Raw genomic sequence first — 16,185 nt, 5'->3', positions numbered from 1 at the left:
TCGACGATGCACGGATGCCGCGCATATCTGCACGGAGTTTCTGGCGTTTTCGCCTCCCTCGTTCTTCAGCATTGTTCTGGGCCGCTGCTCCCGACGCAGGGTCCGCGATCCGCAGGAGGTGACCGTGCCGGCGCCAGCAGTCCCCGACCCCGAGGGCGGCACCGCTCCTGCCCAGCAGGCGCTCCCTCTGGGCGGGGCGGTCCCGGCGGATCCCGTCTCCCCGCGCGTCCTCGCGCTCCAGCAGAGGACGGCCCGGCGCGCCCAGGAGCACGCGGATCTCCAGCGGGACCTCCTGCGCTTCCACGTCGCCCCTTCCGGGCGGCCCGCGCGGGAGGTCCGGGACGAACAGGCCGCCGCGGATCTCGCCTGCGCCGCGGCGCTGCGCTGCGACGTCCGCCGGGCCCGGGCGCTCATCGCGGGGGCGGTGACCGCCACGCAGCTTCCCGGGGTGTTCGCGCTGCTCGACGCGGCCGCCATCCCGGCGCCCTGGTTCGACCGGGTCCTCCGGCACGCCGCGTCGCTGGATCCGCGCCGGCTCGGCGAGCTCGACCGGGCCCTCGCCTCCCTGCCCCTGCGGGACATGTCCTACGGCGCCTTCCGGCGCCGGCTGCGGCTGCTGGTCACTCGGCTGACGGAGGAGGATCGCCCCCGGTCCTCGCGCCGCACGGGCCGCGTCGCCTGGCGCGAGCCGGATCTCGTCGACGGCACCATGACGCTCGAGGTCACCGGCCCGCTGGACCGCATGACGGAGTTCGGCGCACGGATCAACGCCGCGGCCCGCGCCGTGCAGGACCAGCAGCGCCGCGCCCTGCGCGACGGCGAGGCGCAGATCCCCTTCGACGTGGACGACGAGGTCCAGCAGACGGGCATGCCGCTCAGCCTGGGCGAGCTGCGCTACGAGATCCTCACCCGCTCCGTCCTGGACACCGGGACCGCTCCCGTCCCGGCGACGGAATGCCGGATCAACCTCACCGTCCCTGCCCTGACGCTCATGGGCCGGTCGAACGAGCCCGGCCTCCTCGACGGGGACACCCCGATCCCGGCGACCATGGCCCGGGGGCTCGCGGCACGCAGCACCGACTGGCACCGTGTGCTGGTGGACCCGGCGACCGGCGCCTACCTCCCCGGGGCATCGCAGCGCTACCGGCCCACCCCGGAGATGATCGAGCAGGTGCGGATGACCACGCCCGTCTGCGCCGCCCCGGGGTGCCTGCGTCCGTCGCGGGGACGCAGCGAGGTCGACCATATCGAAGAATTCGATCACGACGATCCCGTGCGCGGCGGGCCCACGGATCCCGAGAATCTCCATTCCCTGTGCGTCGCCCATCATCGGATCAAGACCGACGAGCACATCGATCCCGTGAGAATCTCCGAGAACACCACCCGATGGCGGCTCGGCCGTGATCTCACCGTCGACATCCTCGACAACACCGACCTCGTGACGCCGACGCTCCTTCCCGAATATCGCGACCTCATCGCGACGTTCATCCGACGCCCCGCAGCGCCCCGCCCCGCCCGGCTCGGGAATCCGGCGGAAGAGCCCGAGGGCGATCCCCCGCCCTACTGAGCCGACGCGCAGGACCGGCACCACCCCGCGCGCTGCGTCGCCGAGGCCGCGTCGCCGTGACCGAATCGTGACCCGGCGTCCCGGGCGCTGACCGCACTGTGAGAAGACCCTGCCGCGCGCCGCAGGCTCGGGGTATGCCCAGCCCGAGCACGAGCTCCCTCCCCGGGACGCCGACGCACTGCCCCTACTGCGCCCTGCAGTGCGCGCAGACCCTCACGCCGCGCGACACGGCGGCCGGTGCCGACTCCGCGCGGGCGGGGCAGGACGGGCAACCGCCGCTCGTGGTCGAGGGGCGCGACTTCCCGACCAATCGGGGAGGTCTGTGCCGCAAGGGATGGACATCGGCCGAGGTCCTCACCGCCCCGGATCGGCTGCTCATGCCGCAGCTGCGCACCCCGGACGGCGGCTTCCGCGAGGCCGGCTGGGACGAGGCGCTCGACCTCGTCGCCGCCGGGATCCGCACCGCGCAGCAGCGGGACGGCGCCGATGCCGTGGCCGTATTCGGCGGCGGCGGCCTCACCAACGAGAAGGCGTATGCGCTGGGCAAGTTCACACGCGTGGTCCTCGGCTCGCGCCTGATCGACTACAACGGCCGGTTCTGCATGTCCGCCGCGGCGACCGCCTCGAACCGCTCCCTGGGCCTGGACCGGGGGCTCGGATTCCCGCTGGCGGACCTCGGCGGCGCCGACGCCGTGCTGCTGCTGGGCTCGAACGTCGCCGCCACCATGCCGCCGTTCGTGCAGCATCTCGAGGGCGTGCGCTCCCGCGGCGGGCTGATGGTGCTGGATCCCCGGGACTCCGCGACGGCGAAGCTCACCGCCGACGGCGCCGGACTCCATCTCTCCCCCGTCCCCGGGACCGACCTCGTGGTCCTGCTGGCCCTGATCCACGTGGTCCTCGCCGAGGGCCTGCTGGACGCCGACTACGTGGCCGAGCGCACCACGGGCCTGCCCGAGCTGCGCACCGCGACCGCGGCCTGGTGGCCCGAGCGGGCCGAGGCGGTCTGCGGGATCGGCGCCGAACGGATCCGCGAGACCGCCCGGCGGCTCGCGCAGGCCTCCCCCTCCCGCGGCGGCCGCGGCGCCTACATCCTCACCGGCCGCGGAGTGGAGCAGTCCACCCAGGGCACCGCCACCGTCACCGCCGCGATCGACCTGGCGCTGCTGCTGGGGCTCATCGGCCGCGAGGGCTCCGGCTACGGGCCGATCACCGGCCAGGGCAACGGCCAGGGCGGTCGCGAGCACGGCCTCAAGGCCGACCAGCTCCCCGGCTACCGGCTGATCTCCGACCCGGCCGCCCGCGCCCATGTCGCCAGCGTGTGGGGCGTGGACCCCGACTCCCTGCCGGGCCCGGGCGTTCCCGCCGTGCAGCTGCTGGACATGCTGGGCCGGCCCGGCGGCCCCTCGACCCTGCTGGTCGCCGGCGCGAACGTGGTGGTCTCCGCCCCGAACGCCGGCGCCGTCCGCGAACGCCTGGCGTCGCTGGACCTGCTGGTCGTGCTGGACACCGTGCCGTCGGAGACGGCCCTGTGCGCCGACGTGATCCTCCCCGTCGTCCAATGGGCGGAGGAGGAGGGCACCATGACCAACCTCGAGGGCCGCGTGATCCGGCGCCGGCAGGCCCGGCCCGCCCCCGGGCAGGCCCGCAGCGAGCTGTGGATCCTCCGCGAGCTCGCCGCCCGCCTCGGCGACGCCTCCGGCTTCCCCACCGATCCCGCGGCCGTCTTCGACGAGCTGGCCCGCGCCTCCGCCGGCGGCCGCGCCGACTACTCCGGCATCAGCCATGCGCGCCTGGACGCCGAGGGGTCGATCCAGTGGCCCTGCCCCGGCCCGGAGCATCCCGGCACGCCGCGGGTGTTCCTCGACGGCTTCCCCACGCCCGACGGCCGCGCCCGGCTGATCCCCGTGGAGCATCGGGCGCCCGATGACGACGTGCGCGAGCAGGCCCCGCTGCACCTGATCACCGGACGGCTGCTGGAGCAGTACCAGTCCGGCGCCCAGACCCGCCGCGTCCCCTCGCTGCTCGCGGCCCGCCCCGGCTCCTTCGTGGAGATGCACCCGCTTCTGGCGGACCGCCTCGGCGTCGAGGACGGCGAGGTGGTGCTGCTGCGCACCCGCCGCGGAGAGACCCGCGCCCCCGCCCGGATCAGCGAGGACATCCGCCCCGACACCGTGTTCATGCCCTTCCACTACGCCGGCGAGGGCAGCGCGAACCTCCTGACCAATGACGCCACGGACCCGCTCTCCGGCATGCCCGAGTTCAAGATGACGGCGGTCGAGGTGCTGCCCGTCCGTTCCCTCGAGAGGAGCCCCGCATGAGGATCGTCGTGATCGGCCACGGCATGGTCGGTTCCCGCTTCGCCGCGGATCTGGCCCGGGAGGACCCCTCCGCCGAGATCACCGTGCTCGGCCACGAGGACCACGACCCGTACAACCGGGTGCAGCTGTCCTCGGTGGTCGCCGGCAAGGCCGATGCCACCTCCCTCGCCCTCGAGCAGGCCGACTCCCCGCAGGTGCGGGTGCTGCGCGGCGTGCGCGCCGTGGCCATCGACCGGGAGCGGCGCGAGGTCGTCGACGCCCGCGGGGACCGGCACCCCTACGACCGGCTGGTGCTCGCCACGGGCTCGGCCGCGCGGATCCCCGACATCCCCGGCGTGCGCATCGACCCCGATCCCGCGCATGACGGGCTGATCTCCGGGGTGAGCCCGCTGAAGGACCTGGACGACGCCCGCCGCATCATCGACGCCGCCGGGCCCGGGCGCCGCGCCGTCGTCCTCGGCGCAGGCGTGCTGGGGCTCGAGGTGGCGACCGGGTTGGCCGCGCGTGGCATGCGCGTCACCCTGGTCCACCATCGCGAACGCCTCATGGAGCGCCAGCTGGACCCCGACGCCTCCGACATCACCCGCGGCGCCCTGGAGCGGCTGGGCATCGTCGTGGCGACCGGGGTGGACGCCACGGGCATCACGGCCCGCGACAGCCGCCTGACCGGGGTGCGGCTGTCCGACGGCAGCATGCATCCGGCGGAGCTGATGGTCCTGTGCACCGGGACGGTCCCCGCCGTCGCCCTCGCCGCCGCGGCCGGCCTGGACTGCGAGCACGGGATCGTCGTCGGCGAGGACCAGGCCACCCCGAAGGATCCCGCGATCTTCGCGATCGGCGACTGCGCCCAGCCGCCCGAGGGCGCCAGCGGCCTCGTCGCCCAGGGCTGGGACCAGGCCCGTCGACTCGTCCAGGCCTGGTCTCCGGCGCTCGCGACCGGCGCCGCCCCCGTGCCCGCCGGGCCGCGGGGCGGGGACCTGGTGCGGGTCAAGGCGGTGGGACTGGCGCTGGTGACGATGGGCCGCATCGACCGGGCCGGGCCCTCGGGCCATGCCCCGCGCTCGGTGCGCCTCAGCGATCCGGCCGGGGGCCGCTTCACCGAGGTCGTCGTCCAGGACGGGCGCCTGGTCGCCGCGACCGTGATCGGCGACGACGAGGCGGCCGCCTCCCTCAGCGCCGCCTTCACCCGGGCCACCCCGGTGCCGCGGGACCCGGTGCACCTGCTGGCCCGCCCCCTGGCCGTGCAGGGCGCGGCCGGGACCGCCCGGCCCGTCACCGAGATGGACGACGAGGAGATCGTCTGCCAGTGCAACGGCGTCTCCAAGGGCGCCATCTGCCAGGCCGTCCACGCCGGCAGCACGAACGCGGGCGCCGTCTCGAAGGCGACCCGCGCCGGCACCGGCTGCGGGACCTGCCGGCTCCAGATCGAGGAGCTGTGCACGGCCACGAAGGCCGCCGCGGCGGCCGGGGCGGCGCCCGACGGTCCCTCGCGCGAGGCCGCCCCCGTCCAGCCGCCGCCGGCGATGGCCGCGGCGCGGGCGGCGACCGCCCCCGAGCCCGCGGATGCCCCGGAGCCGGCCGACGCGCCGAGCACGCGAGGTGGGGGCGGATCGTCGGTCCCGGTGAGCACGTCGAGCGCGACGGCCGTCCCGGAGCCCGAGCTCGTCTGAGCCGCGACCGAGGGGCCGGGGTCGGCGCCGCGGATCAGCCCTTCTGGGAGCGCTCGGAGATCTGCAGGTCCAGCGGGAAGTCCACAGGGCTGCCCGGGAAGAGCAGTCGCCCCGCAGCGGCCGCCGCCTCGCGGATCGCCTCCGCCGCGGCCTCGGCCTGCTCCCGCGGCGCGTGGACGATGACCTCGTCGTGCAGGAAGAACGCCAGGTGGGCGCGCCCACCCAGGGCCGGGCCGGAGCCTGTCGCGACCGGCTCCACCGCCTCCAGGCGCGCCAGGCGCAGCCGCAGGTCCGCGAGCCAGGCCAGCGCCCACTCCGCCGCGGTGCCCTGGACGACGAAGTTCCGGGTGAACCGGCCCCGGTCACGGGCCGCGCGGCGGGCGCGCTCCCCGTCGCGCGGATCGGCATCGGCCTGATGCGCCCGCTGCTGGGAGGCGATCCAGGCGGGATCCGGCTCCGGGGACGAGCGCCCCAGCCAGGTCGAGACGCCGCCGCCCCGCTCCCCCGTCCGCGCCGCCTCGTCGACCAGCCCCATCGCGGCGGGGAAGGTCGAGCGCAGCCGCGGCACGATCCGCCCGCTGTCCCCCGTGGTCCCGCCGTAGAGGGCGCCCAGCACCCCGACCTTCGCCTCCTGCCGGGTGGCGACGACGCCGCTGGCGACGATCCCGGCGTACAGGTCGGTGCCGGCGGCCGCGGCGGCCATCGCCCGGTCCCCGGCCATCGCGGCCAGGACGCGCGGCTCCAGCTGGGCGACGTCGGCGTTGACGAGCACCCAGCCGGGGTCGGCGCGCAGCGCCGGGCGCAGCTGCCGCGGGATCTGGAGGGCGCCGCCGCCGTTGCTGGCCCATCGGCCCGTGACCACCCCGCCGGGGATGTAGAGCGGCCGGTACCGGCCCTCGCGGACCCATTCGTCGATCCAGGTCCATCCGTTGGCGGTGAGCAGGCGCGAGAGCTTCTTGTAGCGCAGCAGCGGCTCGATCGCCGGATGCTCGTGCGCAGTCAGCTCCCACTGGGAGGTGGACTCCACGTCGATGCCGGCCCGGTGCAGGGCGCGCAGCAGCTTCGGGGGCGAGTCCAGGCTGACCAGGGGGTCGCCGAGGGCGGCACGCACCTCCGCGGCGGCCTCCGCCATCCGCGCCGGGGTCTGCCCGGGGGACGGGCGCGGGCCCAGCGCCTCGCGCAGGATCCGGTCGTGCTCGTCCACGTCCCAGGGGATGCCGGCGGCATGCAGCTCGGCGGCGACCAGCGCCCCGGCCGATTCCGCGGCCGCCAGCAGCCGCAGCCGTCCCGGATCGGCGGAGCCGTCGATCGCGGAGCGCTGGCGGGCGAGCTCGGCGAGCGCGGCCTCCAGGTCATGGGGCACCGACCCCTGGGTGGCGGCGGTGCGGTCCAGGTCGAACAGCGTCGCCTCGCCCGAGCGGGCCTCGGCCGGGACCGGCGGCCCCGTCTCCCAGGCGCGCGCCGCGCGGATCGGGCCGTGATCGGCCACCAGCAGGGAGTGCTGGAGGATCGTGTGGACCAGCCGCAGGTCGTGGCAGCGGCCGGCGCGCACGCCGCGGCGCAGCACCGCGTCGTACCAGGCCGGGGTGTCGCTCCACACCCAGCGCGGCCCGCCGCGGGCCTCGCGGTCGGCGATCAGCTGCGGCAGCTGCTCGAGGTCCACGACGACGCGCGAGAGCTCCTCGCCCTGCGCATCGAGATCCACCACCGCCGTGCGGCCGTCGGCGCCGCGACCCACCACGCTCCAGGCAGGCGGCATCGCCGCTGGTCGGGGCGGGCTGGACGCGGTCATGGGTCAACGCTACTGCCCCGGGACCGGCGCCTCTGCCCGGCCGCGGCGCCCCCGTGCTCTCCCGGCACGGTCCGCGGACGGCCGATGTCCTCGAAAGCGCTACGGTGGCGGGCATGGATGCGCCCCGACCCGAGCTGCTGGTGAAGATCTGCGGGCTGCGCGATGCCGCCATGGCGCGGCACGCGGTGGCCTGCGGGGCCGATGCGATCGGCGTGGTGATGGCGCCGAGGAGCCCCCGCCACGTCACCCGGGAGCAGGCGACGGAGATCGCCCGCGCGGCCCACGAGGCCTCGGCGTCCGTCGACGTGGTGCTCGTCGTCGCGACCATGCCGGCCCGCGAGGCCGCCGAGGAGGCCCGCGCCATCGGGGCCGACGTCCTCCAGCTGCACGGCTCCTACACCGCGGAGGACTTCGCCGCCGCCCGGGAGGTGCTGCCCCGGCTGTGGCGGGCGACGTCCCTGGCCCGGAACCCGGGGCTGCGCCCCGGCGAGGTCGGCGAGGAGCGCCTGCTGGTCGACGGCGCGGACCCGGGATCCGGGCGCACCTGGCAGCTCGATCCGGCCGATGCGCGGCGCCTGGGCACGGACTGGATCCTCGCCGGCGGCCTGGACCCCGACAACGTCGCCCGCGCGGTCGCGCAGGCGCAGCTCGGCGGCGTGGACGTCTCCAGCGGCGTCGAGTCCGCGCCCGGGGTGAAGGACCCCGACCGCATCGCCCGGTTCCTCGCCGCCGCCCGCTGCGCCGGGGCCTGAGCGCGGACCGCCGCAGCCGGCGAGAGACAGGTCTCCTCCCCTGCGGCGCGCGGCGTCGACCGTCCCCGCCCTGACCGAGGATGGTTCCTCCGCCGCCGAGCATGAGGAGCACGATGACCAGGGCCAGAGGACGCAGCACCCGCCGGAACGCCTCTCCCCGCCGGGCCGGCGGCATCGGCGTCGGGGCGCTCGCGCTCCTCCTGCTGGTGGCGTGGGTGATGATCGGCCCGGATCCCGAGGCGGAGCTGCCGTTCGGTCCCTCCGCCCCGACACGGACGGAGTCGGCGGCCCCCGCGCCCTCCGGCGCGACCGATCCGTCGACCGCCGCCGGCCAGCTGGCAGCGCTCGAGGTCAAGGGCCGCGCCCCGACGACCGGCTACGACCGGGACCTGTTCGGCTGGCGGGACGACACCGACCACAACGGCTGCGACACCCGCAACGACGTGCTGCGCCGCGACCTCACGGACGTCGAGCTCAAGCCCGGCACCGACGGCTGCGTGGTGCTCGCCGGGACGCTCGAGGACTCCGCGTACAGCGGGCAGGACGTCGCCTTCGACCGCGAGAAGGACAACTCCCTGGACATCGACCATGTGGTGGCGCTCTCCGACGCCTGGCAGAGCGGCGCCTCCGGCTGGGACGAGGACACCCTGCGCGCCTTCGCCAACGATCCCCGCAACCTGCTGGCCGTGGAGGACTCCCTGAACCGGTCCAAGGGCGACGGCGACGCCGCGACCTGGCTGCCGCCGGACTCGTCCCAGCGCTGCGACTACGTGGCCCGGCAGGTCGCGGTGAAGAGCGACTACGGCCTGTGGGTCAAGCCCGCCGAGAAGGACGCGATGCAGCGCGTCCTGGCCACCTGCGAAGGATTCCCGGCGTTCACCGACGATGCGGCCTGGCCCGCACCCCGGCCCGCGACGACCTGACCTGCGTCGGCCGATGCCCGTCGCGCCGCGCTAGGGTGGACGACGACAGCGCCTAGGGTTCCGGGGTCGTCCCGTCTGGTCCGAGCGGCGCCACGGCCCGCCTCCGTGGGCGGGCCGTCATCTGAACGGACAAAAGCCTGGAGGAACCCGATCGCCGCGCCCCGCGACGGTCCGGAGGTTCCTCATGTCTGCTCTCGCATTCGTCCTCGTCCTCACCGCCGCGCTCTCGCACGCGACCTGGAACGTCCTCGCCCACGGGGCGAGCCGGTCCGGGACGCCGTTCCTGTGGTGGGGCGCCCTGGCCAGCACCGTCATCTGGGCAGGGGCCATCCCCGCGACCGGCGGCCTGGGCACCGGGAGCCTCGGAGCCTTCGCCCTGGGCGTGCTCGTCTCCGGGGCGCTGCACGTGGCGTACATGGTGGTGCTCCAGCACGGGTACCGGGTCGGGAACCTCTCGACGGTGTACGCGACCGCTCGCGGCAGCGGGCCGTTCCTGTCGGTGATCGCCTCGATGATCCTGTTCGCCGAACGCCCCTCCCCGATCGCCCTGCTCGGGGTCGCCGTCGTGATCGCCGGGATCGTCGGCATCGGCCTCATCGACCGGCCCGGCGGGCCGGGGGCGGGCCTGCCGGCGAGCTCGCAGCGCCGACGGGTCGACCCCGGGGTGGCGTTCGGACTGCTCACCGGCGTCGCCATCGCGACCTACACGATCTGGGACGCGCACAGCGTGCGAGCCTTCGGCCTCTCCCCCGTCGCGTTCATGGTCGGGACGACCGCGGTGCAGGTCCCCGCCTACGCCCTGGCCCTTCGCGGCCGATGGTCCGAGACCCTCGCCCTGGCCCGCACGCAGTGGCCGCGGATCCTCGCCTTCGGGGTGCTCTCCCCGCTGTCGTACATCCTCGTGCTGGAGGCGGTGCAGATCGCCCCGGTCGCGCTGGTCGCCCCGCTGCGCGAGGTCAGCGTGGTGCTGGTGAGCCTGTTCGGGGCGCTCGTCCTGCACGAGGGCAGACCGCGCCGGCGGATCGCCGCAGCAGCGGTGGTGCTGGTCGGCATCGTGCTGCTGGCCGCCTGAGCCGGTCGGGGCACGCGCCGGTGAGGAGCGCTCGGCGACCGAATCGTCCTCGACATCGGCCGTCCGGCCCGGGATCCTCGATCCATGCCGATCCTCGTCACCATCACCGGGCCCATCGCCGCCGGCAAGAGCACCGTCGCCGCGCACCTCGCCGCGCTGCTGTCCGCGCAGGGCAGGACCGCGGTGATCGCCGATGTCGACGACGTCGCGGAGATGGTCGCCGAGCCCGGCGCAGGCGCCACGGGCCTATGGCCGGCCGCGCATGCTGCGCACGGGGCGATGGTCGCGCAGTGGCTGCGCTCGGAGGTCGACGTGGTGATCGCCATCGGCCCGTTCCACACGGAGCAGGAGCAGCATGCCCTGCATCGCGGCGTTCCCGCGGGGACATCGGTGCTGCGCGTGCTGCTCGACGCCGACGTCGCCACCACCTGGGAGCGCGCCACGGCCGATGAGACGCGGGGGCTCTCGCGGGAGCACGGCTTCCATCACCATGCCCACGCCCTGTTCCGCGAGCGCCTCGCGGGGATCCCCGCCGACCTGGTCCTGGACTCGACGCGCATCAGCGCCGAGGAGGCCGCACGCACGATCCGCTCCCGGTTGCCCGAGGCACCATGCCCCTTCCTGCCGTGCCGTTGCAGGACTGTGACCAGGCGTGACCGAACGGTGACCGCCCCGAGGCTTCTTTCGGGGGACGGCACCGGAGAAAAGCCTCAAAATGTCGATACGACACGAAACAGGCCGCAGGGCGAGGGTGCCCGCGGATGACGTGCGTCCACGACATCAGGGGGAAGTACTATGGCGCGCCATCTTCGCGTGAACGGCAGGACGACGAAGGTCGGCCTCATCTCGGGGGCCGCCTGCTGCGGGTGCGGCGGGCTCGCCGTCGTGCTGCTGTCCGTCCTCGGGGTGCTCGGATCGATCGTCGCGCCGGCGCCGGTGGACCTGGACTCCCCCGAGCCTTCGGCGGCGGTCGCCACGGCCGATGCCTCCACGCCCACGGAGGACGCGACGCCCGAGGTCACGCCGTCCCCGTCGCCGACGCCCGACACCTCCACCTCCCTCGGCGTCCTGACGACCCTCACCGTCCAGGCCCGCGGGGACGCGTCCGGCTACGACCGCGACCTGTTCGGCTGGCGGGAGGACACGGACCGCAACGGATGCGACACCCGCAACGACATCCTCCGGCGCGACCTGAGCGACATCGTCCTGAAGCGGGGCACCCAGGGCTGCGTCGTGCTCACCGGCACGCTGAGCCCCTCGCCCTACAGCGGCGAGGTCATCGGCTTCGACCGCGAGGCCGGGAGCACCGTGGACATCGACCATGTCGTCTCGCTCTCCGATGCCTGGCAGACGGGCGCCTCCGGCTGGGACGAGGCGACCCGCCACGAGTTCGCGAACGATCCGCTGAACCTCCTGGCCGTCGAGAGCTCGCTGAACCAGCAGAAGGGCGACGGTGACGCCGCGACCTGGCTGCCGCCGAACACGGACTTCCGCTGCGAGTACGTCTCGCGGCAGGTGGCGGTGAAGGCCGCCTACGGGCTCTGGGTCAAGCCCGCCGAGAAGGAGGCCATCGAACGCGTGCTCTCCGACTGCACCGGGCAGGCCGCCTTCGCCGCCGATGTGATGTGGCCGATGCTCGGGGCGGGCGACGGCGCCCGCGAGGAGCCCGAGCCGACGCCGGAGCCGACGAAGGCCCCCACGACCCGCGCCCCGGAGCCTGATCCCGAGCCGACGTCGGAGCCCACGGCGACGCCGAAGCCCGAGCGGAAGCCCGACCCGGAGCCGGAGCCCACGCGCGAGCCCGAACCCGAGCCCACGACGCCCGAGGAGCGCGAGGACGACGGCGGCAGCGTCCACTACAAGAACTGCACGGCCGCGAGGGAGGCCGGCGCCGCACCCCTGTATCGCGGCGATCCGGGCTATCGCCCCGGGCTGGACCGCGACGACGACGGCGTGGCCTGCGAGAACTGATCCGAGCCCGACCGCCCGGTCACCTCCTCGGCGCCACGGACCCCTTCACAGGCGGGGGATCTCCCCCATACTGGGGACATGAGCAGCTTCAGAAGACGCGTGCTGATCACGGGAGCGACCGGCGGGGTCGGCTCCCACCTCGCCCAGGCGCTGGAGGAGGAGTACGACCTCGTCCTGCACGGCCGCCACCCCGAGAACGCGCCGCCGGGGCACGAGCTGAAGATCGCGGACCTCGACGACTACGACGAGGTCGCCGCGATGATGGACGGGATCGACACCGTCGTGCACATGGCCGGCGCCGCCTCCCCGGAATCCAGCTGGGAGCTGGTGCTGGAGGCGAACATCATCGGCCTGCGCAACGTGCTCGAGTCCGCCCGGCAGGCCGGGGTGCGACGGGTCGTGCTCGCCTCCTCCAACCACGCCATGGGGATGTACGACCGGCACGAGGAGTGGCCCGTCTACCCCCACCAGATCCCGCGCGGCGACTCGCTGTACGGCGTCTCGAAGATCTTCGGCGAGGCGCTGGGCCGCTTCTACCACGACGAGCACGGGCTGGACGTGATCGCCCTGCGCATCGGCTGGGTCACCGAGGACCCGCTCGAGGCCGAGGAGGACATCCTGCGCGCCATGTGGCTGAGCCCCGCCGACTGCACCCGGGTGGTGCGCCGCGCCATCGAGGCGGAGGCGCGATTCGGGCTGTACTACGCGATCTCCGACAACCCCAACCGCCGCTGGTCGATGACCAACACGATGCTCGAGCTGGGGTATCGGCCCCAGGATTCGTGGACCGCGCTGCCCGGAGCGCAGGAGCAGGTCGTCGAGGGCGGCGAGGACGTCCGGGACGACTGGCCCCGCGGGTCCTGACCGGGCGTCGACCGGGCCCGCGCCGCGTCGCCGCGAGGATCGTCAGGTCGATCAGGGGACGATGAGGCTGATGATCGCTCCGCTGAGGATGACCGCGATCCCGGAGATCAGATGGGCGGCCCCGAGGGTGGTGCCGATGATCGCGGCGACCCGTCGACGGTTCGGCAGGAGCAGACCGATCACGCCCAGCACCGTCGCGACGACGGCGACGACCCCGGACGGCAGCGGCAGGATCCACGCGACCTGCGCGATCGACAGGTCAAGCTCCTGCAGGATGAGCGGGAGCGCCTGAGACACGCCGGTGGTGGCGATGGAGACCAGGAGCAGGACGACGCCCGTGATCAGGGAGGCCGTTCCGACGGGGTTGGCCTGCGGTGCGACGGCGGGGGTGGTCGGTTCCACGATGGTCTCCTCGGATCGAGCTCCATGGATGGTCGCCTGCGGCGGCGGGACGGGACGTGCCGACCGGGCTCTCGGCCCCGGCACGGGTCCATCATGCCTTCCCGCTCGCGATGCCGGACCGCAGAGGCGATCCCGGACGGAAAAGACGGTGACCCGGAGCATCGCCCCATGCCACACTCGCGCCATGACCGCTCCTGCAGACCGTTCCGCCATCCTGGCCCTGGCCGCCCGCCACGATCTGGACCTCGACCCGGAGGATCTGCGGGTCATCGAGGCAGGCCTCGACTTCCGCGTCGCCATCGGCCGCGCCGTCGACGGACAGCGCTGGGTGCTGCGCATGCCACGGCGCCCCGACGTCCTGGACCGCGCCGAGGTCGAGGGACGCCTCCTGGAGCTGGTGGCCCCGCGGCTGTCGATCGCGGTCCCGGACTGGCGGATCCGCTCGGCGGAGCTCATCGCGTACCCGCTGCTGCCGGGCGAGCCCGGGCTGACGCTGGCCGAGGACGGCACCCCGCAGTGGCACGTGGACGTCTCCTCGACCACCTATTCGGCGATGCTCGGCCAGGTCATCGCCGAGCTGCACGCGATCGACATCGAGGAGGCGCGGGCCACCGGCGTCGAGGTGCGCAGCCCGCAGGAGGCCCGCCAGCAGTGGCGGGACGACATCGCACGGGTCGCGGACGCCTTCGAGGTGTCCCCGGCCCTGCTGGAACGGTGGACGGCCTGGGTCGGCGAGGACAGCTACTGGCCCGGGCACAGCGTCCTCACCCACGGCGAGATCTACCCCGCGCACACGCTGGTCGACGGCGAGCGCCTGACCGCTGTGCTCGACTGGACGACCGCCGGCGTCGGCGACCCCGCCCGGGACCTGACGTTCCAGCAGGCCGGCACGCCGCCGGAGGCGTTCGCGACGCTCCTCGAGCACTACGAGGCCGGAGGCGGCCGCACCTGGCCCCGGCTCGCCGAGCACTGCGCGGAGATGTTCGCGGCCAGCCCCATCGCCTACGGGGTGTTCGTCCTCGAGACCGGAGATGAGACGCATCGTGCCGCAGCGGAGGCGGGGCTCAACCCTCCTGCCCCGTGAGGGCTAGGACGGTGCGTCTCCTCCGTGCGCGGCACGGAGGATCGCGACGACCTCGGCGTCGTCGACCTGCGTGAAATCGGCGTAATGCCGGCCGACGGCCACGAAGTCCCGGGGCTCGGCGCAGCAGATCGTCTCGTCCGCCTCCTCGAAGGATGCGGCGGTGCCCGGCGGAGCGACGGGCACCGCCAGCACGATGCGCGCGGCGCCGCGCTCCCGCGCGATCCTGCAGGCGGCCCGGGCGGTGGCGCCCGTCGCGAATCCGTCGTCGACGACGATCACCGTCCGGCCGTCGAGGTCGATGCCCGCGCGGCCCTCGCGGAACCGGGCGGTCCGCCGCACGACCTCGGCGCGTTCCCGCTCCGCGCATCGAGCCACCTCGTCCGGCGGCACCCCGGCGGAGGCGATCACGTCCTCGATGAGGACCATCGCCCCGCCCTCCCCGACGGCCCCCATCGCGAGCTCGGGGTACTCGGGGACGCCCAGCTTGCGCACGACGAGCACATCCAGCGGAGCCCTGAGGATGCGGGCGGCCTCCTCCGCCACGGGGACCCCGCCCCGCGGCAGGCCGAGCACGACGGGACGCACGTGCTCCCCCTGCGCGAGCAGCCTGCCCAGCGCCTCGCCCGCCTCGCGCCTGTCCTGGAACCTCATCGTCCACCGCCTCCCGCAGGGTGCCCTCAGGCATACTCCTGCGACCGGTGGTCGTCAACGGGTGTCGGCGCTCGGGGACGAGCGATCGAACTCGACCAACACCGATCGTTCCCGCGCCTGGAGTCCAGCGCTGACGAAGCGGAGAGCGAGAGTGCTGAGCCTCGAGGGCATCTCAAGTGCGCAGAACCTTGCTGCGCTGCGGATCTCGTCCCGGGCCAGCACGAGATCCTCGTCGGTCTGCCTGCCAGGGCGCGTCGAGCAGACGCCAGCTAGGAGGCAGAGATATCCAGAGCACTCACAGCTGATCCCTGAACTCGGCGGAATCCAACCACCTCTGAACTTCCCACAGCGTCCCGAAAACTCGATCTGCGCCACCGGTCTGGAGTTCGAGAGCAGCATGGTTGCCGGTGGTCACCCCGATCGCAACGACGTCGGCCGTTCGTGCCGCCTCCATGTCCAAGGGGTGGTCGCCGATGTATGCAGATGCGTTCTCCTGGCGCAGCGGCGGAGCCTTCTCCGCACCCGTCACCGATCCGATTACCCGGGATACCTCCAGTCGACACGCATTCAAGCAGGCTGTGGCGATCTCTACTCGTCGCGATGTGACCACGACGGCAGCGGCACCGATCCGGTCCATGTATGCCAACAGATCCTGCGCCCCGGGCATGGGCTCCATCAGTGCCACACCCTCCGCGACCAGCACCGCACGGAACTGCTGAACTGCCTCCTCGACACGATCGCGCGGAACCCACTGCGCCAGCTCGTCCCTGAGGGGCGGGCCGAGGCGACCAAGAACGGCCTCGACGTCGATCTCCACACCCAAACGGGAATTGACGGATTCGAGGGCGAACCCCGTGGCCCGTCGCGTATCGATCAGCGTCAGATCAAGATCGATCCCGATGACACGTTCCCTGCTCACCACGCACTCTCCTCGACTGGACGCGTCTCCCTCGCAGCGGATGCGATACGAACTACAGGAGTACGGCACTGCCTCACCGATGGATGACGCAGATGATGGACGCCATCGCTGTGGAGCCGACCCGTCCGCGCGTCGGCGCATGCAGGGAGACCAGCGCATCATCGCGGCGAAGCAACGCATCGCAGGACAGCCGTCACCCC

14 protein-coding genes are annotated in these 16,185 nt (G+C 73.9%); 10 read left to right on the top strand and 4 right to left on the bottom strand.

Annotation, left to right across the window (positions count from 1 at the left end):
- The first annotated feature begins 124 nt into the window (after positions 1-124).
- The 3 genes from BF93_RS09835 (at position 125) to BF93_RS09825 (ending at position 5,555) form a co-directional block, all read left to right on the top strand.
- Positions 125-1,567, top strand: coding sequence for an HNH endonuclease signature motif containing protein (locus BF93_RS09835; protein WP_051486812.1), 1,443 nt, complete (start codon positions 125-127; stop codon positions 1,565-1,567).
- A gap of 134 nt (positions 1,568-1,701) precedes the next feature.
- Complete coding sequence (locus BF93_RS09830) at positions 1,702-3,885, top strand: molybdopterin oxidoreductase family protein (protein ID WP_038372336.1); 2,184 nt, start codon at positions 1,702-1,704, stop codon at positions 3,883-3,885.
- On the top strand, positions 3,882-5,555 hold the full coding sequence (locus BF93_RS09825) for an FAD-dependent oxidoreductase (RefSeq protein WP_051486811.1): 1,674 nt from the start codon (positions 3,882-3,884) through the stop codon (positions 5,553-5,555). The genes BF93_RS09830 and BF93_RS09825 overlap by 4 nt, the downstream gene beginning before the upstream one ends.
- Before the next feature lie 34 nt (positions 5,556-5,589).
- Here the strand turns inward: BF93_RS09825 and BF93_RS09820 are convergent, their stop codons facing one another.
- The gene (locus BF93_RS09820) at positions 5,590-7,347 is read right to left on the bottom strand and encodes a bifunctional 3'-5' exonuclease/DNA polymerase (protein WP_051486810.1); all 1,758 of its coding nucleotides are present in this window, start codon (positions 7,345-7,347) and stop codon (positions 5,590-5,592) included.
- 113 nt (positions 7,348-7,460) lie between these two features.
- Between BF93_RS09820 and BF93_RS09815 the strand changes: the two genes are divergently transcribed.
- The 6 genes from BF93_RS09815 (at position 7,461) to BF93_RS09790 (ending at position 12,929) form a co-directional block, all read left to right on the top strand.
- Complete coding sequence (locus BF93_RS09815) at positions 7,461-8,099, top strand: phosphoribosylanthranilate isomerase (protein WP_232226305.1); 639 nt, start codon at positions 7,461-7,463, stop codon at positions 8,097-8,099.
- A 113-nt stretch (positions 8,100-8,212) separates the two neighbouring features.
- Positions 8,213-9,022 (top strand): HNH endonuclease family protein, encoded by an 810-nt coding sequence (locus tag BF93_RS09810; protein WP_084148439.1) that lies wholly within the window; start codon positions 8,213-8,215, stop codon positions 9,020-9,022.
- A gap of 184 nt (positions 9,023-9,206) precedes the next feature.
- A complete protein-coding gene (locus tag BF93_RS09805) occupies positions 9,207-10,094 on the top strand; it encodes an EamA family transporter (RefSeq protein ID WP_038372334.1) in 888 nt (295 codons plus the stop codon).
- 84 nt (positions 10,095-10,178) lie between these two features.
- A complete protein-coding gene (locus tag BF93_RS09800) occupies positions 10,179-10,859 on the top strand; it encodes an adenylyl-sulfate kinase (RefSeq protein WP_051486809.1) in 681 nt (226 codons plus the stop codon).
- A 48-nt stretch (positions 10,860-10,907) separates the two neighbouring features.
- Entirely contained in the window at positions 10,908-12,065 is a 1,158-nt protein-coding gene (locus tag BF93_RS09795) for a GmrSD restriction endonuclease domain-containing protein (protein ID WP_198025401.1), read from the top strand.
- A 78-nt stretch (positions 12,066-12,143) separates the two neighbouring features.
- Positions 12,144-12,929 carry an NAD-dependent epimerase/dehydratase family protein gene (locus tag BF93_RS09790; protein WP_038372333.1) on the top strand — a complete coding sequence of 262 codons (786 nt, stop codon included), beginning with the start codon at positions 12,144-12,146 and terminating at the stop codon, positions 12,927-12,929.
- Positions 12,930-12,980: 51 nt separating this feature from the next.
- Here the strand turns inward: BF93_RS09790 and BF93_RS09785 are convergent, their stop codons facing one another.
- Positions 12,981-13,331 (bottom strand): hypothetical protein, encoded by a 351-nt coding sequence (locus tag BF93_RS09785; RefSeq protein ID WP_038372332.1) that lies wholly within the window; start codon positions 13,329-13,331, stop codon positions 12,981-12,983.
- Between the two features lie 184 nt (positions 13,332-13,515).
- Between BF93_RS09785 and BF93_RS09780 the strand changes: the two genes are divergently transcribed.
- Positions 13,516-14,415, top strand: coding sequence for a macrolide 2'-phosphotransferase (locus tag BF93_RS09780; RefSeq protein WP_038372331.1), 900 nt, complete (start codon positions 13,516-13,518; stop codon positions 14,413-14,415).
- Positions 14,416-14,418: 3 nt separating this feature from the next.
- Here the strand turns inward: BF93_RS09780 and BF93_RS09775 are convergent, their stop codons facing one another.
- Together BF93_RS09775 and BF93_RS09770 are read right to left on the bottom strand one after the other, a co-directional pair.
- The gene (locus BF93_RS09775; RefSeq protein ID WP_038372330.1) at positions 14,419-15,066 is read right to left on the bottom strand and encodes a phosphoribosyltransferase; all 648 of its coding nucleotides are present in this window, start codon (positions 15,064-15,066) and stop codon (positions 14,419-14,421) included.
- A gap of 295 nt (positions 15,067-15,361) precedes the next feature.
- On the bottom strand, positions 15,362-15,988 hold the full coding sequence (locus BF93_RS09770) for an HAD family hydrolase (protein WP_051486808.1): 627 nt from the start codon (positions 15,986-15,988) through the stop codon (positions 15,362-15,364).
- Between the last annotated feature and the right edge of the window lie 197 nt (positions 15,989-16,185).

Source organism: Brachybacterium phenoliresistens (assembly GCF_000576425.1).
GTDB lineage: Bacteria > Actinomycetota > Actinomycetes > Actinomycetales > Dermabacteraceae > Brachybacterium > Brachybacterium phenoliresistens.
The sequence above is the reverse complement of the archived record's forward strand: the minus strand, read 5'-3'. Positions and strand labels throughout refer to the sequence as shown.